18 protein-coding genes are annotated in these 21886 nt (G+C 63.1%); 16 read left to right on the forward strand and 2 right to left on the reverse strand.

Annotated elements, in window-relative coordinates; genetic code table 11:
- Positions 1–77: 77 nt before the first annotated feature.
- The 12 genes from IHQ72_RS19380 to IHQ72_RS19435 all read left to right on the forward strand — a co-directional run bounded on the left by IHQ72_RS19380 (position 78) and on the right by IHQ72_RS19435 (position 14571).
- Positions 78–3884, forward strand: coding sequence for an SPOR domain-containing protein (locus IHQ72_RS19380; RefSeq protein WP_258116580.1), 3807 nt, complete (start codon positions 78–80; stop codon positions 3882–3884).
- A gap of 157 nt (positions 3885–4041) precedes the next feature.
- Complete coding sequence (nagZ, locus tag IHQ72_RS19385; protein WP_258116581.1) at positions 4042–5061, forward strand: beta-N-acetylhexosaminidase; 1020 nt, start codon at positions 4042–4044, stop codon at positions 5059–5061.
- A gap of 85 nt (positions 5062–5146) precedes the next feature.
- Positions 5147–5989, forward strand: a complete 843-nt coding sequence (locus IHQ72_RS19390) for a segregation and condensation protein A (RefSeq protein ID WP_258116582.1) — start codon at positions 5147–5149, stop codon at positions 5987–5989.
- Positions 5986–6765: an SMC-Scp complex subunit ScpB gene (gene scpB / locus IHQ72_RS19395; RefSeq protein WP_258116583.1), complete on the forward strand. Its 780-nt coding sequence runs from the start codon at positions 5986–5988 to the stop codon at positions 6763–6765. The genes IHQ72_RS19390 and scpB overlap by 4 nt, the downstream gene beginning before the upstream one ends.
- A gap of 178 nt (positions 6766–6943) precedes the next feature.
- A complete protein-coding gene (locus IHQ72_RS19400; protein ID WP_095493766.1) occupies positions 6944–7165 on the forward strand; it encodes a twin-arginine translocase TatA/TatE family subunit in 222 nt (73 codons plus the stop codon).
- Positions 7166–7193: 28 nt separating this feature from the next.
- Entirely contained in the window at positions 7194–7886 is a 693-nt protein-coding gene (tatB, locus tag IHQ72_RS19405) for a Sec-independent protein translocase protein TatB (protein WP_258116585.1), read from the forward strand.
- Between the two features lie 44 nt (positions 7887–7930).
- Positions 7931–8740, forward strand: coding sequence for a twin-arginine translocase subunit TatC (gene tatC, locus IHQ72_RS19410; protein WP_123150775.1), 810 nt, complete (start codon positions 7931–7933; stop codon positions 8738–8740).
- Positions 8741–8807: 67 nt separating this feature from the next.
- The gene (locus tag IHQ72_RS19415) at positions 8808–9887 is read left to right on the forward strand and encodes an IS630 family transposase (protein ID WP_258116586.1); all 1080 of its coding nucleotides are present in this window, start codon (positions 8808–8810) and stop codon (positions 9885–9887) included.
- 254 nt (positions 9888–10141) lie between these two features.
- Complete coding sequence (gene serS, locus IHQ72_RS19420) at positions 10142–11446, forward strand: serine--tRNA ligase (protein ID WP_258116587.1); 1305 nt, start codon at positions 10142–10144, stop codon at positions 11444–11446.
- The gene (gene surE / locus IHQ72_RS19425; RefSeq protein ID WP_123150650.1) at positions 11446–12204 is read left to right on the forward strand and encodes a 5'/3'-nucleotidase SurE; all 759 of its coding nucleotides are present in this window, start codon (positions 11446–11448) and stop codon (positions 12202–12204) included. Before serS ends, surE begins: the two co-directional genes overlap by 1 nt.
- Positions 12201–12866, forward strand: coding sequence for a protein-L-isoaspartate(D-aspartate) O-methyltransferase (locus tag IHQ72_RS19430; protein ID WP_258116589.1), 666 nt, complete (start codon positions 12201–12203; stop codon positions 12864–12866). The genes surE and IHQ72_RS19430 overlap by 4 nt, the downstream gene beginning before the upstream one ends.
- Before the next feature lie 211 nt (positions 12867–13077).
- Positions 13078–14571, forward strand: coding sequence for a peptidoglycan DD-metalloendopeptidase family protein (locus IHQ72_RS19435; RefSeq protein WP_258116590.1), 1494 nt, complete (start codon positions 13078–13080; stop codon positions 14569–14571).
- 125 nt (positions 14572–14696) lie between these two features.
- Here the strand turns inward: IHQ72_RS19435 and IHQ72_RS19440 are convergent, their stop codons facing one another.
- Positions 14697–15572 (reverse strand): ATP-binding protein, encoded by an 876-nt coding sequence (locus tag IHQ72_RS19440; protein WP_258116591.1) that lies wholly within the window; start codon positions 15570–15572, stop codon positions 14697–14699.
- Positions 15573–15861: 289 nt separating this feature from the next.
- Here IHQ72_RS19440 and yajC point away from each other — a divergent pair, with 289 nt between their 5' ends.
- From yajC to IHQ72_RS19460, 4 genes are all read left to right on the forward strand, one after another.
- A complete protein-coding gene (gene yajC, locus IHQ72_RS19445; RefSeq protein ID WP_023802565.1) occupies positions 15862–16200 on the forward strand; it encodes a preprotein translocase subunit YajC in 339 nt (112 codons plus the stop codon).
- A 319-nt stretch (positions 16201–16519) separates the two neighbouring features.
- Positions 16520–19072 carry a protein translocase subunit SecDF gene (secDF, locus tag IHQ72_RS19450; protein WP_258116598.1) on the forward strand — a complete coding sequence of 851 codons (2553 nt, stop codon included), beginning with the start codon at positions 16520–16522 and terminating at the stop codon, positions 19070–19072.
- A gap of 14 nt (positions 19073–19086) precedes the next feature.
- Entirely contained in the window at positions 19087–19476 is a 390-nt protein-coding gene (locus tag IHQ72_RS19455) for an Mth938-like domain-containing protein (protein ID WP_126106226.1), read from the forward strand.
- 1 nt (position 19477) lies between these two features.
- Positions 19478–20329 carry a phytoene/squalene synthase family protein gene (locus IHQ72_RS19460; protein WP_258116599.1) on the forward strand — a complete coding sequence of 284 codons (852 nt, stop codon included), beginning with the start codon at positions 19478–19480 and terminating at the stop codon, positions 20327–20329.
- 24 nt (positions 20330–20353) lie between these two features.
- On the opposite strand, the gene trmFO is transcribed toward IHQ72_RS19460, so the two are convergent.
- The gene (gene trmFO / locus IHQ72_RS19465) at positions 20354–21763 is read right to left on the reverse strand and encodes a methylenetetrahydrofolate--tRNA-(uracil(54)-C(5))-methyltransferase (FADH(2)-oxidizing) TrmFO (protein WP_258116601.1); all 1410 of its coding nucleotides are present in this window, start codon (positions 21761–21763) and stop codon (positions 20354–20356) included.
- Positions 21764–21886: the final 123 nt, after the last annotated feature.

Below are 21886 nucleotides of genomic sequence, written 5' to 3' on the forward strand. Positions count from 1 at the left end.
TGCCCACATTGCGCTGGTAAGGGCCAACCCTACGCGACGTCCATGGCGTCCGAATGAGTGCGAGTTCGGGAACAATAATGGCAGACAGAACCCAGCTGAGAGCAGCCGCCCAAAACGATATCGCTGACGATGATCCGTTCGCGGAACTGACCAGGATCATGGGGTTCGACCCGCGCCAGCCCGTCAAGCCGCAGGCCCAGCCGAAGGCGGCTCCCGCCAGCCAGCCGGCGGACGAGGGCGATTTCGACATCGATCTCGAGAAGGAGTTGATGGGCGAATTCGGCGCCGACGACAACGACGGCGCAACCGAGATTCGCGAGCCGGCTTTCGAAGCGGCTGCCACCAACGCCGTGGACGACGAGCTTGCCGCGTCGCTCGAACAGGATTTGCTGCTGGACGATGATGCGGCGGACGAAACCGCCCATGCCGTTGCTGCCGACGACTCGCGTTCTGGTGTTGCCGAAGCATCCGCGCCGGCTGTTGAAGCTGCGTTCGATGACGATTTCGACGATGCGCTTGCCAGTTCGCTCGAAGGCGTGTCGCCATTCGAAGACGATTTGCCAGTGAACGACAAGCTTGGGAACGACGAGCTTGCCGCGTCGCTCGAACAGGATTTCCTGCTGGACGACGATGCGACGGACGAAACCGCCCATGCCGTTGCTGCCGACGACGTTCGTTCTGTCGTTGCCGAAGCATCCGCGCCGGCTGCTGAAGCTGCTTTCGATGACGATTTCAACAATGGGCTCGCCAGTTCGCTCGAAGATGTGTCGCCATTCGAAGACGATTTATCGATGAACGACGAGCTTGGGAACGACGAGCTTGCCGCGTCGCTCGAACAGGATTTACTGGTCGACGACGATGCGACGGACGAGGCCGAACAGAATACTGCCGCCATCGATGCATCCGCGCCGGCCGCCGAACCCGCCTTCGACGATGAATTCGACAATGCGGTCGCAAGCTCGCTGGAAGACGAGCTGATGCTCGACGAGCACGTGCCGATGGAGCACGCCGTCGCTGCCGAACCCGCTGAAATCTCCGCGCCGGTCGCCGAACCCGTCTTCGACGACGAATTCGACAATGCCGTCGCAAGCTCGCTCGAAGACGAGTTGATGCTCGACGAACATGGGCCGATGGAGCAGGCCGCTGTTGAGGCTCCTGCTGGGCCTGTTCGGGCTGTTTCGGACGAGTCCGATGAGGACTTTGCCGGCCATTTCGACGATGCCATGGTCGATGTCGACATGGATTTCGACGGTCGCACGGCTGAACCGGTCGAAATTGACGAGCCAGAAATTGACGAACCGGAGGCTATCGTCGCCAAGCACGAGCCTTCCGCCGCGACCCCGGAAGATGCGTTCGACGCCGATTTTGACCTGAGCTTCGAGGACGCGCTTGCCGAGGAAGCCGAAGAGCCGGTTGCGCAGGCCTCCGGCGTGGCAGCCCAACCGACGGCGCCGGCCGCCGTAGTCCAGCCGGCGGCGCCAGCCCCCGTCGCTGACGAGCGGAGCCTCGAAGACGAGCTGAACGCGCTGTTGGGCACCATGCGCACACGGGCTGCCCCCGTGGCGGCCTCCGCGGCCAACGAACCCGCTAAGGTTCAGCACCCTGTAGCCGCGACTGAAAAGGTCGCCGACAAATCAGTGAATCCTGTCGAAGAACTGGACTGGAGCCTCGACGAGCAAGACCTTTCGGAGTCGCCGGATAATAGCGCGGTTCAGTCCGCCGACGCCGATCTCGATACCGTTCTCCTCGATGAACTCGAGGGCCAGGATTTCGGCGCTGAAGATGCCGCCGGGCCGGCCGATGTCGATTTCGACGATGATGCATTGCATACCGCCTTCGCCAAGGACATCGGTCTGGATCATGGCGATGGCGATAACGTTGCGGCCGCCGCTACCCAGGAGGATCCGAATGACTCGCTCAACTGGCTGGCGGCACGCTCCGCCCCGCCGGCGCCGGCCCGTTCGTGGAGCCGCGTAACGCCGGTTGCGCAGTCGCAACCTGCCTTTGCAGCCCAGCCGACGGCTTCGGCGAGGACCACGGAAGCGACACCGCCAATGGCTACGGCACCGTCCTATCAGGATGAGCCGGCGCAAGACGATGCCGCCGATGCGCGATCTGCGCCGGCGCAAAGCGAACAGTCTTCGGCGTATGACGAGATGCCCGACGTCGAGACGGTCGATGTACCCGAGCGCGTCGTGGCGCTGGCGGACGACCTCGATATTCCGGAACTCGACTTCAATGAAGACGAACCGGCGGCGCCTGCCTATGACGATCTCGACACCGAGTTCGCCAGCCTTCTCACGGAAATGAATACCGTAGACGTCGCTGCCGCCCCGGCGCGCAGTGCGGCGTATGACGACGAATCCTACAATGCAGGTTTCCAGTCAGCGGCCGGTTTCCAGTCAGCGGCCGGGTTCCAGTCAGGCTATGAGCCCGACCGCGTTGAAACGCGGACCTATGCGGCGAGACCCGCACAAGCGTCTGTCAGTGCGTCTTATGCCGATGCCGCCAGCGGCTTCGATCTGGGCGACTTGCCCAACGGCCGGCCGGCCTCGCAGGCCGACGACTTTGGATTGGACGAATTCGACTACGACCCCGAACTGGATGAGGCCATGTCGGTTCCCGGCTTGGCTGAGCACGATGCCGCGAGGCCGCGGAGCCGCGGCCTGCTGGTCGCCGCAGTCATCGGCGCAGTGGCGCTCGCCGGCGGTCTCGGCGCCTTCGCGCTGTCTTTTGGCGGCGCCGGCGGCACCGATGCGCCGGTCATCGTCAAGGCGGACAACGCACCGATCAAGGTCAGGCCTGAAAATCCGGGCGGCGCCGTCGTGCCGAACCAGGACAATAAGGTCTATGACGCAGTGGCCAAGGGTGGCGCAAAGCCTGCCGAACCGGTCCAGGAAAAACTGGTCACCAACACCGAAGAGCCGGTGGACGTGGCGGCCAAGGAGCCGCCGCAGAGCCGTGTGGTCGATCTTTCGCCCGACGATATCGACACGGCTGAAGCCGCCGATGCAATCCGAAATGCCGAATCCGCCGCTGAAGGCGCCAATGCGATCCGCGGCACGCAAGCGGCCGGAAATGCTGACGCCGCCGCCGCGCCGGCACCCAAATCCGAGGATCGTATCGCCCAGGTTCTGCAAGAGGCCGACCAGGGCATCGACCCCGACGTCGTCGCCGTTGCACCGCGCAAGGTGAGAACCATGGTCGTCAAATCAGATGGCTCGCTGGTTGCGCGCGAGGATCCGGCGCCTGCGGCACCGCAGATGGCCGCCGTCGAACCTGTCGATCCGGCGCCGCAGCATGTGGCCCCAGCGGGGGAGGCCGACGACGCAGCAGAACAGACCGGTACGGTACCGCCTGTTGCCGACCAGGCAAGCGGCGACCTATTGGGTGTCGACCCGGTGGGCGGCGACCAGACCGAAACCGCCAAGCCGGAAACAGCCAAGCCGGAAACAGTCAATCCGACAACCGCGCCGGCAGCCGCGCCTGAGGCTGAGGCCCAAACCGCCCAGCCTGCCAATACGCCGGCCACGGTTCCGGTTGCGCCGCAGCGTCCGTCCGACCAGCCGGTCGACGTCGTCGGCGAGGTCAAGCCCGACCAGGTTGCGTCCATCAATCCGGCGGCCGCCTCGACCGGCGGTGGCTCGTGGTCGATGCAGATCGCTTCGCAACCGACTGTCGAAAGCGCCCAGTCGACCTATCAGGATCTGCAGCGCCGCTACGGCAGCGTGCTTTCCGGCCACACCGCCAACATCGTCAAAGCCGAGATCGCCGGCAAGGGAACGTTCTATCGCGTCCGCGTCCCGGCGAAGTCGCGCAACGATGCGATCAACCTGTGCACCAACTACAAGGCTGCCGGCGGCAACTGCTTCGTGTCGCGCTAGCCATTCCAAGTCTCCGGCCCTTGGGCGGAAAGAACCGGCGCGGTCATGAACCGCGCCGGTTTTTTTGTGGAAGGGGGTTCTTTGTGTGGGTTCTGGCTCAACCGCATGTGGTTCGATGCGATTCCCTTTGTCCGCGTGAAGCTCTAAACTCCTGCCCATGACCGAATCAAAATCCATGATCCTCGGCTGCGCCGGGAAATCGCTCACTCGCGACGAAATCAATTTCTATCGCAATGAATGCCCGTGGGGCTTCATCCTGTTTGCGCGCAATATCGGCGAGACCGAGCAGATCCGCGATCTGGTCGCTGCGATGCGCGACTGTGTCGAGCGTCCGGACGCCCCGGTGTTCATCGACCAGGAAGGCGGCCGGGTGCAGCGCCTGCGCCCGCCGTTGGCGCCGAATTATCCGGCCGGTGGTGCGCTCGGAGCCTTGTGGCGCAACGACCACGACGCCGGCAACCGCGCCGCCTGGCTGATGGCACGGCTGCATGCCTTCGACCTGCTGCGCTACGGCATCACGGCGGATTGCCTGCCGGTGCTCGACGTGCCGATCGAGGGCGCCAGCGACGTGATCGGCGCGCGCGCCTATGGCAAGGAGCCTCGTGCCGTGATCGAACTGGGTGGCGCCGCGGCGGAGGGCCTGATGTCGGGAGGCGTGCTGCCAGTGATGAAGCACATTCCCGGGCATGGACGGGCCTTTGCCGACACGCATTTCGAACTGCCGACCGTCGATGCCTCGATGAGCGACTTGCAGCGGCATGATTTCGCCCCGTTCAGGGAGCTCAATCATTTGCCGATGGCGATGACGGCGCATGTCGTCTACAGCGCGATCGACCCGAAGAACCCGGCCACGACGTCCGGCAAGGTCATCAACGAGATCATCCGCGGCGAAATCGGCTTCGACGGGCTGTTGATGAGCGACGACACCTCGATGAAGGCGCTTTCTGGGGATTTCCCGACAAAGGCGGCCGCGATCCTTGCAGCGGGCTGCGATCTGGTCCTTCACTGCAACGGCGTTTTCGAGGAGATGGCCGGCATTGCGTCGCGCACAACGGGGCTTGAAGGCACGTCGCTGCAACGCGCGCAACGGGCGTTGACCTATATCAAGGACCGCGATCGGGCTGATGAAGCCGAGATACGCGCCGAATTCGCCACCTATTTCGATGCGGTGGCCTAGACCATGATCCCGAAAAGTGGGAGCCGACTTTTCGGAACAGATCATGGTCAAACAAGAAGCTAGAAGCAAAGGAAAGCGACAGGAAATGGCGGAAACATTGGACAGCAAGGCCGGCAAGGCCGCACCGATGGACCGTCTGTGGGCCGAGAACGACGATTCGCGGCTGACCGGCGATCCCGCGCTGGTCGTCGATGTCGACGGTTTCGAAGGCCCGCTCGATCTTCTGCTGCATCTTGCCCGCAACCAGAAGGTCGATCTGTCGCGCATCTCGATCCTGGCGCTGGCCGAGCAATATCTGGCCTTCGTCGAGAAGGTGAGGGCGCTCAGGCTGGAGCTTGCCGCCGACTACCTGGTGATGGCGGCGTGGCTGGCGTTTCTCAAGTCGAAGCTTTTGATCCCCAAGCAACCCGGCGACGACGGCGAAAGCGGCGAGGAGCTGGCGGCGGTGCTGCAATTCCGGTTAAAGCGGCTGGAAGCGATGCGCGACGCGGCGGCACGCCTGGTCAACCGCAACCGGCTTGGACGCGACGTGTTCGCCCGCGGCATGCCGGAAATGGTCATCGTCGAGAAACGCAACGCCTATTCGGCCTCGCTCTACGATCTGCTGACCGCGTATGCGGCGCAACGCCAGAAGCAGGCCATCACTAATGTGACGATCGCCAGGCGCGGTGTGTGGTCGCTCAAGGATGCGCGCGATATCCTCAACAGGCTGATCGGCTCGCTTGCCGACTGGAAGGCGCTGGACAGCTTCCTGATCGAATATCTGACCAACCCGGACGAGCGGCGTACCGCGATTGCCAGTTCGTTCGCGGCGACGCTGGAACTGGTGCGCGAAGGCAAAATGGAAATGCGGCAGGACGAGGTGTTCGCGCCGCTCTATCTGCGCGGCCGTGCGCAAGGGATCAGGGCAGTCGAGGTGGCATCATGAGTGAACGCGCCAACGCTTCGGTCATTCCGTTCAAGGTCGACGACGAGACCGAAGAGGGCGTGCTCGCCGGGGCACCGGCAGAAAGCCAGGCCCAGAACTTGTCCCAGAATCCTGGCGAGCGGCTGCATATGGCGGAAGCCGTGCGCATGGCCGAGGCGATCGTTTTCGCCAGCGCCGAGCCGGTCAGCGAAAAGCAGCTTGCCGCGCGCCTGCCCGACGGCATCAGCATTGCCGCGGCGATGGCCGAACTGCAGCAGATTTATGCGCGGCGTGGCGTCAATCTGGTGCGCGTCTCCGATGCTTGGGCGTTCCGCACCGCCGGCGACCTCGCCTTCCTGATGAGCCGCGATACGGTACAGCAGAGGAAGCTTTCCCGTGCGGCGCTCGAAGTGCTGGCGATCATCGCCTACCACCAGCCGGTGACGCGCGCCGAGATCGAGGATATCAGAGGTGTCGAGACCTCGAAAGGCACGCTGGACATGCTGATGGAGACCGAATGGGTGAAGATGCGCGGCCGGCGCCGCACGCCCGGCCGTCCCGTCACCTACGGCACGACCGACATCTTCCTCGACCATTTCGCGCTGGAGGAGATCCGCGATCTTCCCGGCATGGACGAATTGAAGGGCGCCGGGCTGCTTTCGGGCCGCATGCCGTCGAATTTTTCCATTCCGCTGCCGCCGGCGGATCCGGATGCGCTGACCGACGACGAGGATCCGCTGACCGACATCGACCTCGAGGAACTCGGCCTGTTGACGCCGCGCGTCGAGGAAGATTGACCCAAACGACGTGCCGAAAGCCGTTGGTATTTCGCGGCTGCGCCGATTGGTAGCGGGCTATGGCGCCGAAAGTGCGTGACTTCGGCTACTCATTTATAAACTCTGTCGCGGTTGTGTTTGAAACCCGACGCGAAAGCGCATAGATCATCGTCAGAGAAAACTTTCGAGAGAGATTGTTATGGGTTCATTTTCGATTTGGCACTGGCTGATCGTTCTGGTGATTGTGTTGCTGGTGTTCGGCCGCGGCAAGATTCCCGAGCTGATGGGTGACATGGCCAAGGGTATCAAGAGCTTCAAGAAGGGCATCGCCGACGACGAGGTTGCCGAGGACAAGCGCACCGTTGAACACCGTGCCGACGAAACTGTTTCGGCAGTGAAGGAAAAGGCCAGCAAGAGCTGAGCCCAAAACTTAGTCGGAACGTATCGCCATGTTCGACATCGGCTGGACCGAGATGCTGGTGATCGCGATCGTCATGATCGTGGTCGTCGGGCCTAAGGATTTGCCCAAGATGCTGCGCACTTTCGGCCGCACGACGGCGAAGATGCGCGGCATGGCAGCCGACTTCCAGAAACAGTTCAACGACGCGCTGAAGGAGGCCGAGCTTGACGACGTCAAGAAGTCGGTCGATTCACTCAGAAGCCTTAATCCGGCCGCCGAGATCAGGAAACAGCTCAACCCGTTCGAGCAGGCGGCAGCCGACGTCCGTTCAGGCGTCGACGCGGCGATGAAGCCGAAGCCGGCTGCAGACCCTGTCGCGCCGGCTGCTTCGAGCCCGCAGGATACCGAGCTGAAGAATGGCGCGACGGTGTTGCCGGGCGTCAATGGCCCGGAAGCGGCGCCGGCGGCGCCGACCTTTCCGGCGATGACCGATGAGTCGGTGGTGACACCGCCTGTCGCGGCGGCGATGCCGGCTGCACCGCAAAAGGCCTCGGCGGCGAAGACGAAGGGTGCGCCAGCGAAAGCGATCCCGGCCTCCAAGGCCGCAGCGAAGCCAGCGGCAGCAGCGGCAAAACCTGCTGCGACAAAGACCGTGGCTAAAAAGGCCGAGCCGAAGCCTGCACCGGCAGCGGTGAAGAAGCCGACTGCAGCCGCCAAAAAGACGGCGGGAGCCGCCAAGTGAGCATTTCGGAAAAGGACGAGATCGATAAATCGGCGGCTCCGCTGATGGAGCATCTGATCGAGTTGCGCCGGCGGCTGATGTGGTCGATCGGCGGGTTCTTCGTCGCCTTCCTGTTCTGCTTCTTCTTCGCCAAGCAACTGTTCAACCTGTTGGTGATCCCGTTCAAATGGGCGACTCAATGGGCAGGGCTCGACCCGCACAAGGTCGAGCTTATCTACACGGCGCCGCAGGAATTCTTCTTCACCCAGGTCAAGCTGGCGATGTTCGGCGGCATGGTGATCGCCTTCCCGCTGATCGCCACGCAGATCTATAAATTCATCGCGCCCGGCCTCTACAAGAACGAACGCAACGCTTTCCTGCCGTTCCTGATCGCTTCGCCGATCCTGTTCCTGATGGGCGCGTCGCTGGTCTATTTCTTCTTCACGCCGATGGTGATGTGGTTCTTCCTCGCCATGCAGCAGGCCGGCACTGACGACCAGGTGCAGATTTCGTTGCTGCCGAAAGTGTCGGAATATCTCAGCCTGATCATGACGCTGATCTTCTCCTTCGGCCTGGTGTTCCAGTTGCCGGTGGTGACCAGCCTGATGACGCGGGTGGGCATGCTGTCATCCGAGGCGCTGGTTGAAAAGCGCAAATGGGCGATCGTCATCGCCTTCGTCGTCGCGGCTGTTCTGACACCGCCCGACCCGATAAGCCAGATCGGCCTGGCCGTTCCCACGATCCTACTCTACGAGGTCTCGATCTGGTCGGCCCGGCTGATCGAGCGTAGCAAAGAACGGGAACGTCTGGCGCGCGAGAAGCGGGAAGCTGCGGAAGCGGCGGCCGAAAAGGCAGCGGACGCGTCGTCGACATAAGTGCATCTAGTGTTCCGTCTCTAACGAAAGGATTCCCTTTAGCTCTCTGATGTGCGAGTCAGAGGGCATGTCAACTGAATCGGGCATCCGGTTGTCTCCTGAGGATCGGGCGACGCTGGAAGGTTGGGTGGCGGACCGCAACTCGCCACAGAAATGGGTTTGGCGGGCGCGGATCGTGCTGATGTGGGCGGACGGCGACGGCGTCACCGCGATTGTACGGGCGACCGGCAAAACCAAGCGAACCGCCTATCGCTGGCGTGATCGTTACGTTGCGTGCGGCATTGAGGGGCTGAAGCGGGATGCCAGCCGGCCGAGCCGCAAGCCGCCGCTTTCGGCCGAGGTGATCAAGCGTGTGGTGGATATGACGCTGCATCAGAAGCCGCCGGCGAGCACCCATTGGTCGGTGCGCAAGCTCGCCAAGGTGGTGGGGCTCAGCCCGTCGAGCGTGCAGCGCATCTGGGCAGCGCACGGGCTGAAGCCGCATCTGATCAAAAAATTCAAGCTGTCCAATGACAAGGCGTTCGTCGAGAAGGTCCAGGACGTCGTCGGCCTTTATCTCAACCCGCCGGACAAAGCCCTGGTGCTTTGCGTCGACGAGAAGAGCCAAATCCAGGCGCTCGACCGCACGCAGCCGGGGCTGCCCATCAAGAAGGGGCGGGCCGGCACGATGACCCATGACTACAAGCGCAACGGCACCACGACACTGTTTGCCGCCCTCGACGTGGCCACCGGCAAGGTCATCGGCGAATGCATGCCGCGACACCGCCACCAGGAGTTCCTGCGCTTCCTGCGCACGATCGATCGCAACACGCCCAAGCACTTCGCCCTGGATTTGGTGGTCGACAACTACGCCACCCACAAGCATCCCAAGGTCAAAGCCTGGCTTGCCCGGCATAAGCGCTTCCGCCTCCACTTCACCCCGACCTCTGGCTCCTGGCTGAACCAGGTCGAGCGCTTCTTCGGGCTCATCACCGACGACGCCATCCGCCGCGGCGTCTTCCGCAGCGTGACCGACCTGACGATCGCGATCGAGGCCTACCTGGAGCATCACAATGCCGACCCCAAACCCTTCATCTGGGCCGCCAAGGCTGCTGACATCCTTGAAAAGGTCGCACGAGGGCGTCGAGTGTTAGAGTCACAACACTAGAAGGCCTCGCTCCTTCGCGCCCCCTCTGTCCTGCCGGACATCTCCCCCACAAGGAGGGAGATCGGCAGTTTCGCCGACGGCTCGCTCCTTGGATTCTGGAGATTGGCGAAAGTCGTGATGGCAGCCAATCTCCCCACCCGTGGGGGAGATGTCCGGCAGGACAGAGGGGGCGCGAAGGAACTCGATCTTGACATCTTGCATCGGTCAAGGATGCGGTTTACGCCCTCTGACCTAGCTCAGGAGCGTTCAGGACCATGCTTGACATCAAATGGATTCGCGACAACCCGAAGGCCCTTGTCGACGCGCTCAGGAAGCGCTCGTGGTCCAGCGAGGACGCGCAGTCCACGGTCGATGATCTGATCGCCAGGGACGAGGCGCGGCGCGAACATCTGACCGAGCTGCAGACCAGGCAGGAGCGCCGCAACGCCGCCTCGAAGGAAATCGGCAACGCCATGCGTTCGGGCGACGCCGCCCTTGCCGAAAGGCTGAAGGCCGAGGTGGGCGAGATCAAGGCCTTCATCCAGAACGGCGAGGCGCGCGAACGCGAACTCGACAAGGCGCTGAACGACGCGCTGGCGGTGCTGCCCAATGTGCCGCTCGACGACGTGCCGGTCGGCAAGGACGAGCACGACAATGTCGTCAAGCGCATCGTCGGCAAGGTGCCGACCCGCCCGAACTGGATGAAGGAGCATTTCGAGATCGGCGAAGCGCTCGGCATGATGGATTTCGAGCGGGCGGCGAAACTGTCCGGCTCGCGGTTCACGGTGTTGAAAAGCGGACTGGCGCGGATGGAGCGCGCCCTCGGCCAATTCATGCTGGATCTGCACACGACCGAGCACGGCTATGAGGAGATCCAGCCGCCGCTGATGGTCAAAGACGAGGTTCTTTTCGGTACGGGGCAACTGCCGAAATTCGAGGAGGATCTCTTCTTCGCCCCGCGTGGAGACGGTAGGCTTGGCCTCATCCCCACCGCTGAAGTGCCGCTGACCAATCTCATGCGCGAAGAACTCATACCGCATGAAAAGCTGCCGTTGCGCTATACAGCGCTGACGCCGTGCTTCCGTTCGGAAGCGGGCTCGGCCGGACGCGATACGCGCGGGATGCTGCGTCAGCACCAGTTCTACAAGGTCGAACTGGTGTCGATCACCGACCAGGACTCCTCGCTCGCCGAGCACGAGCGGATGACCGAATGCGCCGAGGAAGTGCTGAAGCGGCTCGGCCTGCCGTTCCGCACCATGACGCTGTGCACCGGCGACATGGGCTTTGGCGCGCGCAAGACCTACGACATCGAGGTCTGGCTGCCGGGCCAGAACGCCTATCGCGAGATTTCGTCATGCTCGGTTTGCGGCGATTTCCAGGCGCGGCGCATGGACGCCCGCTACAAGGACAAGGACGGCAAGGGCAACCGCTTCGTCCACACGCTGAACGGCTCCGGCACCGCCGTCGGCCGCGCTCTGATTGCTGTCATCGAAAACTATCAGAATGAGGATGGCAGCGTAACCATTCCTGAAGCGCTTCGGCCTTACATGGGCGGTCTGGAAAAGATCGAATCAAAATAATGCGCATCCTCCTGACCAATGATGACGGCATCCATGCCGAGGGCCTTGCATCGCTCGAACGCATCGCCCGCACGCTGTCGGACGACGTCTGGGTGGTGGCGCCGGAGCAGGACCAGTCCGGCTACGCGCATTCGCTGTCGATCTCGGAGCCGCTGCGCCTGCGCAAGATTGGCGAAAAACACTTCGCCGTGCGCGGCACGCCGACCGACTGCGTCATCATGGGCGTGAAGAAGATCCTGCCCGCAGCACCCGACCTGATCTTGTCCGGTGTCAATTCCGGCGCCAACATCGCCGACGACGTCACCTATTCGGGCACCGTTGCCGGCGCCATGGAAGGCGCGCTGCTCGGCGTGCGTTCGATCGCGCTCAGCCAGGCCTATTCCTATCTCGGCGAGGATCGCGTCGTTCCCTATGAGACCACCGAGGCGCTGGCGCCGGCGCTGCTCAAGAAGCTTGTCGCCATGCCGCTGCCGGACGGCGTGCTGCTCAACGTCAATTTTCCGAATTGCGCGCCAGAAGAGGTCGCCAGCACGGTGGTCACCTCGCAAGGCAAGCTCGTACACAGCCTGTGGGTCGACGAGCGCCGCGATGGACGCGGGCTTCCCTACTATTGGCTGCGCTTCGGCCGCGAGCCGGTCGAGGGCAAGCAAGGCACCGACCTCCACGCCATGCGCAACCGGCAGGTATCGGTGACGCCGCTGCAGCTCGATCTCACCGCTCATGAAATCCGCGATCAACTGACCAAGGCGCTCGCATGAACCTGAACCATGGTCCGACGGTCGACGACCGCGAAGGCTTCGCCGCTTTCCTGCTCCGTCTGCGTGGCAAGGGCGTGGTGCCGAAGGCGCTGATCGCCGCCTTCGAGGCGACGCCGAGGCGCGGCTTCCTTTCCGCTCAGTTCCATCCGATCGCCTGGTCGGACCGCATGCTGCCGATCGAATGCGGCGAGGCGATCGAGGGCTCCGATCTCCAAGCTGCGGTGATCGCAGCACTTGCCATCGAGCCGGGCAACCGGGTGCTTGAGATCGGCACCGGGTCGGGCTACACGGCGGCGGTGATGTCGCGGCTTGCCGCGCGGGTCGTCACCGTCGACCGCTACAAGACGCTGGCCGAGCAGGCCAAGCAGCGCTTCGAGGCGCTCGGCATCGGCAATGTCATCGTGCGCCAGGCGGACGGCTCCAACGGACTGGCCAATGAAGCGCCGTTCGACCGTATCGTCGTATGGGCGGCCTTCGACAGCCTGCCGCGCTTTCTGCTCGACCAATTGTCGAGCGGCGGCATCGTCATCGCTCCGATCGGACCCGAAGAGGGCGAGCAGGTGCTGGCCAAACTGACCAAGGTCGGCAGCCGCTTCGAACGCGAGGACATCGGTCTCGTCCGCCTGCAGCCGATCCTGCGCAGTGTAGCCGCGGTCATCTAGGTTCTGTCGATATTCAGGTGATGGCGCAACCGACCTGTCTGGTCGCTTCGCGCCCGTCTGTGACTCGGCCCTACCTGAACCTCAACCCGACCAGGTCCAGCCTTAAATATTTTAAGAAAATTTGCGTCTGATTCTAAAGGTTTAACCGACCGGTAACATTAACGCGCTTTAATCACGGTCAGTCTGTACCGGGTATCTGCGGGTAAAAGCGATGCAATTCAGTATTTTGAAGGCAAACGGACGCAACCTGGCGCGTGGTTTCGCTGTCCTTATGGTTGCGGGCACCGCGGCGGGATGCAGTTCCCAGGTCTCGCGGTTCAACAGCGTCGATGACGTCTTCACCTCCTCGACCAACAACCAGCGCGCCATCATCGACAAGCAGGACGCGGCACAGCCTTATCCGGGCGATGCCCCGGTGTCCGCCGCCCCGCCCGACGGCAGCCATACCCAGTCGGTCAGCCGATCAAGCCTTGAACCGGTTACGACGCAGCAACTGCCGCCGGTCAGCCAGTCGCAGCCGGCCCCCGCCGCCAGTCCGGCTCGCACCGCTTCTGTGCCCGCCGCCCCACAGGTCGACCGTACTGCGACCGGGACCGCGGCAAAGCCGTTCAAGAACGCACAGCCTGATGCTCCGCGCATGGCGACGGCAGGCGGCGAACCGCGTGCCACCGAAATCATCGTCAAGGACGGCGAGACCATTTCCGGCCTGTCGCGGCGCTACGGCGTGCCCGCCGACGCCCTTATGAAGGTCAATGGGCTAAGCGCGACTAACGGGCTGAAGACCGGCCAGAAGCTCGTCATCCCGGCCTATGCGTATTCAGGCAAGAAACCGGCGCCGAAGCTTGCCGACGCCAAGCCTGCGAGCGACACCAAGCACGATTTGCCGGCCAAGGCGCCGGAGATGGTGGCCGTGCTGCCGCAGCAGCCGAAGCTCAAGGAGGGCAAGTCCGCCGCGCAGGTGGATGCATCGGCCGCGGCAAGCCAGCCGAAGGACGCCGCACCCAAGGCGGCTGGTGCCGGTGGCTCCTACACGGTCCAGCAGGGTGATACGCTGTCGGCCATCGCCAGGAAGACCGGCGTCGGCGTGGTTGCGTTGAAGCAGGCGAACGGTTTGCAGGACGGTCTGCTCAAGATCGGCCAGACCCTGAAGGTGCCGGCTGGCGGAACCGCGACGGTTGCCAGCGCCAAGCCGGCAAAGGTCGATCCGGTAACGACTGCCACCACCCCGCCTGCGGCGAAGACCACGCCGTCGGAGACGCTCGCCGCCTACACGCCGCCCCAAAAGGCCGCGAAGGTCATCCAGCAGGCAGAGGATGACGACGCGGTGGCGCCAAACGCCACCGGTATCGGCAAGATGCGCTGGCCGGTGCGCGGCCGCGTGATCTCCAGCTTTGGCGGCGGCAAGGATGGTGTCGACATCGCCGTGCCGGAAGGAACCCCGGTCAAGGCGGCCGAGAACGGTGTCGTCATCTATGCCGGCGATGGTCTCAAGGAATTCGGCAATACGGTGCTGGTGCGCCACGAGAACGGGTTGGTCACTGTCTATGGCCACGCCCGTTCGATCGAGGTCCAGCGCGGCCAGAAGGTCAAGCGTGGCCAGGAAATCGCGCAATCCGGAATGAGCGGCACCACCGACTCGCCGAAACTGCATTTCGAAGTCCGCAAGAATTCGGCGCCGGTCGATCCTTCGACCTATCTTGAGTAAAAGAAAGTCGATCCTTCGACCTATCTCGAATAGAACAAGAAAAGCAATTGCGCGCCGCCTGACCTCCAGTCCGGCCCGCCGGCTCAGCCCGCTCCGCCAGGGGCGGGCTTTTTCAGTCCTTGTCCCTAATCTTGGAGAGATTTGCCGAGCCGACCTGCCAGGTCCTGGGTGAATTGCCAGGCAACGCGGCCCGAACGGCTGCCGCGCGTCGTCGCCCATTCCAGCGCCTCGGCGCGCAGCGTCTCGGGATCGATGGCAAGACCGTGATGGCTGATATAACCGTCGATCATGTCGAGATACTCGTCCTGCGAGCATTTGTGGAAGCCGAGCCAGAGGCCGAAACGGTCGGACAGCGAGACTTTTTCCTCGACCGCCTCTGACGGGTTGATGGCGGTCGAGCGCTCATTGTCGATCATGTCGCGCGGCAACAGATGCCGCCGGTTCGACGTGGCATAGAAGATGACATTTTCCGGGCGGCCCTCGACGCCGCCTTCGAGCGCCGCCTTCAGCGACTTGTAGGAGGTGTCGTCGTGGTCGAAGGAGAGGTCGTCGCAAAACAGGATGAAACGGTAAGGTGCCGCCTTCAGCAAATTCATCAGCTTCGGCAGCGTGTCGATGTCCTCGCGGTGGATCTCGATGAGCTTGAGCGGCAGGTCCAGCTTTGCCGATGCGTTGACCGCTGCATGCACGGCCTTGACCAGCGAGGATTTTCCCATGCCGCGCGCGCCCCACAACAGCACGTTGTTGGCTGCGTAACCGGCGGCGAAACGCTCGGTGTTGTCGACCAGTATGTCGCGGACGCGATCGACGCCGCGGATCAGGCCGATGTCGACCCGGTTGACCTTGAGCACCGGCTCCAGATAGCCGGGATCAGCCTGCCAGACGAAGCAGTCGGCCCCGCCGAGATCGGTTTCCGGCACCGGCGGCGGAGCGAGGCGGGCGACCGCCTCGATCAGGCGGTCAAGCTTCTTGTTCAGGGCTTCGATGGTGCTGTCGGTCATTTCCTGTCTTTTTTTTGCATTCAGAAAGGCGTGACAACGGAACCTATTTGATTCCGGCGGTTTGGGAACCGGGTCCAACCTTTTGTTAGAGCATGATCTTTTTCAAAAACCGCGCTCCATTTTCTGGATCATGCTCTAACACGGCTCAACCAGCCCGAAAAGCAGCCGAAATGCCTGGCCGCAGTTGCATTGGCAACTTTACCGACTATATTCCGGCCAAATTTCACGGGGCCGCCAAATTTCCCCAGGACGGTTTGGCGGCTGTTTTTCAAAATTCAGGAGTACCTCGATGTTCGTGACACCGGCATATGCCCAAGGCGTCGGCACCTCCCCGGATATGTTCATCAGCATTTTGCCGTTTGTCCTGATTTTCGTGATCATGTATTTTCTGATCATCCGGCCGCAGCGCACGCAGTTGAAGAAGCGCGGCGAGATGCTGGCGGCGGTTCGCCGCGGCGACACGGTCGTCACCGGTGGCGGGTTTGTCGGCAAGGTGACCAAGGTGATCGACGACAACGAGCTCGAGATCGATCTCGGCGGTGGCACCAAGGTAACGGCGCTGCGCTCGACGATCGCCGATGTGCGCGTCAAGGGCGAGCCGGTGGCGAACCAGAACGCCAAGAAATAGCCTGATGTCGGCGGAACGATCCGCGGCGGGGCTCTGACGGACGACGCAATTTGCTGTATTTTCGCGATTCAAGACCATTTTGATCTGTCTGGCCACCCCAGGGCGCCAACGATCTTGTGATGCCATTGCGCGCTGGTCGCTTGCCGGCAAGATTGACAATAGTTGAAGAAAGCCCGATGGCAGCACCAAAGTGAATTGCCTGTGTTCGACAATCACCCATGTGCGGACCAAAGGCGAGGCAGTGGCAAAGCAGAACGCCAACAAATAACCCAATTCCGGGCGGAACGATCCGCCAGAACGCCCTGACGGACGACGCCATATGCTGTATTTCTCGCGCTTCAAGATGATCCTGATCTGGCTGGCCGTGGCCGCCACAGTGATCTTCGCTGCGCCCAATCTTTTCTCAGCCAGCACGCTGGCCAAGCTTCCCGACTGGGTGCCGAAGCGCCAGATGACGCTCGGCCTCGATCTGCAGGGCGGCTCGCATATCCTGCTCAGGATGGATCCGAACGATCTGACCAAGGATCGGCTGGAGACGACGCGCGACCAAATCAGGACACTGCTGCGCGATGCCAAGATCGGTTACACCGGCCTTGCCGGATCAGGCCGGACCGTGCAGGTCCGCATCACCGATCCCGGTCAGGTCGATGCCGCCAAGACGGCGCTGAAGACACTGACCGACCCGGTGGCCGCCGGCCTGTTCAGCGGCGGCTCCGTCCAGGAGATGTCGCTGGATGATTCCGAGCCCGGCCTGCTCAAATTCACCGTTACCGACGCCGGCATCAAATACCGCACGTCGACCGCGTTGGCGCAGTCACTCGAGGTCGTCGAACGTCGCGTCAACGAGCTCGGCACCACCGAACCGATCGTGCAACGCCAAGGCGAAGACCGCATTCTGGTCCAGGTGCCGGGCCTGCAGGATCCGCAGCGGCTGAAGGACATTCTTGGCCAAACCGCCAAGCTGACCTTCCAGATGGTCGACCAGTCCATGCCAGTGCAGGACGCGCTCAACGGTCGTCCGCCGGCGGGATCATCGGTGTTGTATTCGCAGGATGATCCGCCGGTTCCGTACCTGATCGAGAACCGCGTCATCGTTTCGGGCGAAAATCTCACCGATGCGCAGGCGACGTACAATTCCCAGACCAACGAGCCGGTGGTTTCGTTCACCTTCGATTCCAAGGGAGCGGCGCGCTTCGGCCAGGCGACCTCGCAGAATGTCGGCAAGCTGTTTGCCATTATCCTCGACAATCAGGTGATTTCGGCGCCGCAGATCCGCGAACCGATCCTTGGCGGCAGCGGCCAAATCTCGGGCAATTTTACCGCCGAGAGCGCCAACGACCTCGCCGTACTGTTGCGTGCCGGCGCGCTACCGGCGACGCTGACGGTGATCGAAGAGCGCACAGTTGGTCCTGGGCTCGGCGAAGATTCCATTCACGCCGGCAAGGTCGCCGGCGTGGTCGGGTCGATTCTCGTCGTCGCCTTCATGTTCGTCGCCTACGGCTTCCTCGGCTTCCTCGCCAACCTTGCGCTGGCGGTGCATGTGGCGATGATCATCGGGCTGCTGTCGCTTCTGGGCGCGACGCTGACCTTGCCGGGCATTGCCGGTATCGTGCTGACCATCGGCATGGCGGTCGATTCCAACGTTCTCATCTACGAGCGCATCCGCGAGGAGCGACGAGCCGGCCGCTCGGTCATCCAGGCGATCGACACCGGTTTCACCAAGGCTCTGGCGACCATCGTCGATTCCAACGTCACAGCGCTGATCGCGACCGTGGTGCTGTTCTGGATCGGCACGGGGCCGGTGAAGGGTTTTGCCATAACCTTCGCCATCGGCATTCTGACCACCGTCTTCACCGCCTTCACCTTCACCCGGCTGCTGGTGTCGATCTGGCTTCGCCGGGCGCGGCCGAAGGAATTGCCGCGGGCGCCGGTGACCTTCATTCCGCCCGGTACGAGAATTCCGTTCATGGGCATCCGCCGCTGGACGTTCGCCCTGTCGAGCCTGCTATCGGTGCTGTCGGTCGTGCTGTTCATGACCGTCGACATCAATTATGGCATCGACTTCAAGGGCGGCTCGCTGATCGAGGTGCAGGCCAAGACCGGCGACGCCGATCTTGCCGATATCCGCGGCAGGCTGACGGAACTCAACATCGGCGAAGTGCAGGTCCAGCAATTCGGCGAGCCGAACGACGTTTTGATCCGCGTCGGCACACAGGATGGCGGCGAGAATGCCGAGCAGACCGTCATCGACAAGGTGCGCGGCGAGCTGCAGGACCAGTATGATTTCCGCCGCGTCGAAGTGGTGGGGCCGACGGTTTCTGGCGAGCTCGCCAAGCAAGGCACGATCGCCATGCTGGTCGCGCTGCTTGGCATCCTGGCCTATGTGTGGTTCCGCTTCGAATGGCAGTTCGCGGTCGGCGCCATCATCGCGACGGTGCACGACATCGTCATGACCATCGGCTTCTTCGTCATCACCGGGCTCGAATTCAACCAATCGTCGCTGGCGGCGATCCTGACCATCATCGGCTATTCGCTGAACGACACGATCGTCGTCTATGACCGTGTTCGCGAGGATCTCAGGAAATACAAGAAGATGCCGCTGCCGCAATTGTTGAACAACGCCATCAACGAGACGCTGTCGAGAACGACGCTGACCGCGGTGACGACGATCCTGGCGCTTCTGGCGCTGGTCCTGTTCGGCGGCGAGGTGATCCGTTCGTTCACGCTGGCGATGCTGTTCGGCGTCGTCTTCGGAACCTATTCGTCGATCTTCATTGCCGCCCCTCTGCTCATCCTGTTCAAGCTGCGGCCACAGGCCGCGGCGGCCGATGAGGAGAAGCGGGTGAGCGGCGGCAAAGCCGTGGCAACCTGACGATTGCTGCGCCCGTGGCAAAAGGCATCGTCATCCGCGAAGCGCATTTCCCTGGCCGTGCGCCGATCGAGGCCTACGGCAATGGCGGGTTCCGTTTCGCCGACATGTCGCATCGCGGCTCGCTGCTGTGCCTGCCGTCGGGCATCTACGGCTGGGAGCCGGCCGATCCCCTGGCACTGACGGCGGCGGATTTCGCCAAGCTGCTCAACGAGGCTGACAAGGTCGAGATCCTGCTGGTCGGCGCCGGCAAGGATCTCAGGCCGTTGCCGGCTGCGTTGCGTGCCGCGCTGAAGGCGGCGGGCATTGCGGCCGACCCGATGTCGACCGGCGCGGCCGTGCGGACCTATAATGTTCTTCTTGCGGAAAACCGTGCGGTGGCCGCCGCACTGATTGCCGTCGAGTGACGTGAGCGAAAACGCCAAAATCGTCATGGAAACGGTGCGAGCCGCCGACCATGACCGCTATGTTTCCGCGCTCTATGCGCCTGAAGACAAGCGTGAGGCACTTTTTTCGCTTTATGCCTTCAATGCTGAGATATCTGGCATCCGCGAGCGTATCCGCGAGGCGCTGCCGGGCGAAGTGCGGCTGCAATGGTGGCGCGATGTCATCGCAGCCGAGGACAATGGGGTAGGCGTCGGCCATCCCGTCGCGGATGCGTTGAAGGCGACGATTTCCGCCCACCACCTGCCGAAACCCGCCTTCGAGAATATGCTCGAAGCCCGCATCTTCGATCTCTATGACGACCCGATGCCGTCGCGCACCGATCTGGAAGGCTATTGCGGCGAGACCGCAGCGGCGCTCATCCAGCTTGCGGCGATGGTGCTTGATCCCGCCGAAGCGCCGCGGTTTGCCGAACTTGCGGGCAGGGCAGGCTGCGCACAGGCGATGACCGGCCTGTTGCTGCTGCTGCCGCAGCACCGCAAGCGCGGGCAATGCTTTGTCCCGGCCGACATTCTGGCGGCGGCAGGGTCGTCGCCCGAGGAGTTCGTTGCGGGCGATGGCGGGCCTGGAGCGCAACGCGCTGTCGCAGCGATGATCGCGCTGGCGCGGGAGCATCTTGCGGCATTCGAGCAAGGCGCACCGTCATTGCCGGTTTCGCTGCGCCCGGCATTTCTGCCGCTTGCCTTGGCCCGCGCTTATCTCGGCAAGATGGAAAGTTCTCGTCATTCGCCTCTGAGCGGCGTGGCACGGCTCTCGCCCTGGCGCCGCCATTGGCTGCTGTTGCGCCGCGCGACTCGAGGCTGGCCGGACGCCTGAAGGCTGACACGAACTCCGTAACTGCTACTCCGCCGCTTCCGCCTGCGAAGGCAATCCCAGCCATTCGCGGCAGTCGGCCAGCGCGCGCGATGTCACCGCACGCCGCTTGGCGACGGTCTTGTCCTTGCCACGCAGGCGCTTTCCCTCTGACTTCAGCGCTTCCACCGGTGGGAACAGGCCGAAATTGACATTCATCGGCTGGAAGGAGCGCTTTCCCGGTTCGTCGTCGGAGACGATATGACCGCCGGTGATGTGGTTGAGCAGCGCGCCGAAAGCCGTGGTCATCGGCGGCAGCGCCGGCGCGTGGCCCAACCGCTCGGCGGCGGCAAAGCGCCCGGCAAGCAGGCCGATGGCGGCACTTTCGACATAGCCCTCGCAGCCGGTGATCTGACCGGCGAAGCGCAGGCCGGGCCGCGACTTCAGCTGCAGCGATTGGTCAAGCAGCGTCGGCGAATTGATATAGGTGTTGCGATGCAGGCCGCCGAGGCGGGCAAACTCGGCGTTTTCAAGGCCCGGGACGGTGCGGAACACGCGCACCTGCTCGGCGTGCTTCAGCTTGGTCTGAAAGCCGACCATGTTGTAGAGCGTGCCGAGCGCATTGTCCTGGCGAAGTTGCACGACCGCATAGGCCTTTACCGACGGGTTGTGCGCATTGGTCAGCCCCATCGGCTTCATCGGCCCATGGCGCAGCGTCTCGACGCCGCGCTCGGCCATGATCTCGATCGGCAGGCAGCCGTCGAAATAGGGCGTGCCTTCCCATTGCTTGAATTCGGTCTTTTGGCCCTCCAGGAGCGCCCCAACGAAGGCGAGATATTGCTCCTTGTCCATCGGGCAGTTGATGTAATCCTTGCCGGTGCCGCCAGGCCCGACCTTGTCGTAGCGTGACTGGAACCAGCAGATGTCCATGTTGATCGTGTCGAAATGGACGATCGGCGCGATGGCGTCGAAGAAGGCGAGCGCATCGGCGCCGGTCGCTTCCGCGATCGATTGGGCGAGCCCAGGTGCGGTCAGCGGGCCGGTGGCGATGATCGCCTGGTCCCAGTCCGCCGGCGGCAGGCCGGGCACTTCCTCGCGCTGGATGGTGATGAGCGGGTGCGCTTCGAGCTTTTTGGTCACCGCTTCGGAAAACCCGTCGCGGTCGACGGCCAGCGCACCGCCGGCCGGCACCTGGTGGGCGTCGGCAGCGCTCATGATCAGCGAACCGGCCAGCCGCATTTCGGCGTGCAGCAGGCCGACGGCGTTGGTTTGCGCATCGTCGGAGCGGAAGGAATTGGAACAGACGAGCTCGGCCAGTCCATTCGTCTTGTGCGCATCGGTGCCGCGGACGGGACGCATTTCATGCAGGACAACGGGAACGCCGGCCTCGGCCGCCTGCCAAGCGGCTTCGGAGCCGGCGAGACCGCCGCCGATGACGTGAATGGGATTCTTGCTCATGAGCGCCGAAATAGTCGCTTGTAGCTGCGATTGCAATTGCCCCGGTTAGCGGCGCAGTTGCCGCCAAGTGCTGCAATCGTCTACTGTCGGAGAATGGACGGGAGTCTCGGGATCTTTGCCAGA

Origin of the sequence: Mesorhizobium onobrychidis (genome assembly GCF_024707545.1) — a bacterium.
In the GTDB taxonomy this organism is placed as follows: Bacteria; Pseudomonadota; Alphaproteobacteria; order Rhizobiales; family Rhizobiaceae; genus Mesorhizobium; species Mesorhizobium onobrychidis.

Excerpts from the sequence above, each read along its gene's own strand:
- IHQ72_RS19380 (WP_258116580.1), top strand. The coding sequence starts at position 78 with ATGGCAGACAGAACCCAGCTGAGAGCAGCCGCCCAAAACGATATCGCT.
- nagZ (WP_258116581.1), top strand. The coding sequence starts at position 4,042 with ATGACCGAATCAAAATCCATGATCCTCGGCTGCGCCGGGAAATCGCTC.
- IHQ72_RS19390 (WP_258116582.1), top strand. The coding sequence starts at position 5,147 with ATGGCGGAAACATTGGACAGCAAGGCCGGCAAGGCCGCACCGATGGAC.
- scpB (WP_258116583.1), top strand. The coding sequence starts at position 5,986 with ATGAGTGAACGCGCCAACGCTTCGGTCATTCCGTTCAAGGTCGACGAC.
- IHQ72_RS19400 (WP_095493766.1), top strand. The coding sequence starts at position 6,944 with ATGGGTTCATTTTCGATTTGGCACTGGCTGATCGTTCTGGTGATTGTG.
- tatB (WP_258116585.1), top strand. The coding sequence starts at position 7,194 with ATGTTCGACATCGGCTGGACCGAGATGCTGGTGATCGCGATCGTCATG.
- tatC (WP_123150775.1), top strand. The coding sequence starts at position 7,931 with ATGGAGCATCTGATCGAGTTGCGCCGGCGGCTGATGTGGTCGATCGGC.
- IHQ72_RS19415 (WP_258116586.1), top strand. The coding sequence starts at position 8,808 with ATGTCAACTGAATCGGGCATCCGGTTGTCTCCTGAGGATCGGGCGACG.
- serS (WP_258116587.1), top strand. The coding sequence starts at position 10,142 with ATGCTTGACATCAAATGGATTCGCGACAACCCGAAGGCCCTTGTCGAC.
- surE (WP_123150650.1), top strand. The coding sequence starts at position 11,446 with ATGCGCATCCTCCTGACCAATGATGACGGCATCCATGCCGAGGGCCTT.
- IHQ72_RS19430 (WP_258116589.1), top strand. The coding sequence starts at position 12,201 with ATGAACCTGAACCATGGTCCGACGGTCGACGACCGCGAAGGCTTCGCC.
- IHQ72_RS19435 (WP_258116590.1), top strand. The coding sequence starts at position 13,078 with ATGCAATTCAGTATTTTGAAGGCAAACGGACGCAACCTGGCGCGTGGT.
- IHQ72_RS19440 (WP_258116591.1), bottom strand. The coding sequence starts at position 15,572 with ATGACCGACAGCACCATCGAAGCCCTGAACAAGAAGCTTGACCGCCTG.
- yajC (WP_023802565.1), top strand. The coding sequence starts at position 15,862 with ATGTTCGTGACACCGGCATATGCCCAAGGCGTCGGCACCTCCCCGGAT.
- secDF (WP_258116598.1), top strand. The coding sequence starts at position 16,520 with ATGCTGTATTTCTCGCGCTTCAAGATGATCCTGATCTGGCTGGCCGTG.
- trmFO (WP_258116601.1), bottom strand. The coding sequence starts at position 21,763 with ATGAGCAAGAATCCCATTCACGTCATCGGCGGCGGTCTCGCCGGCTCC.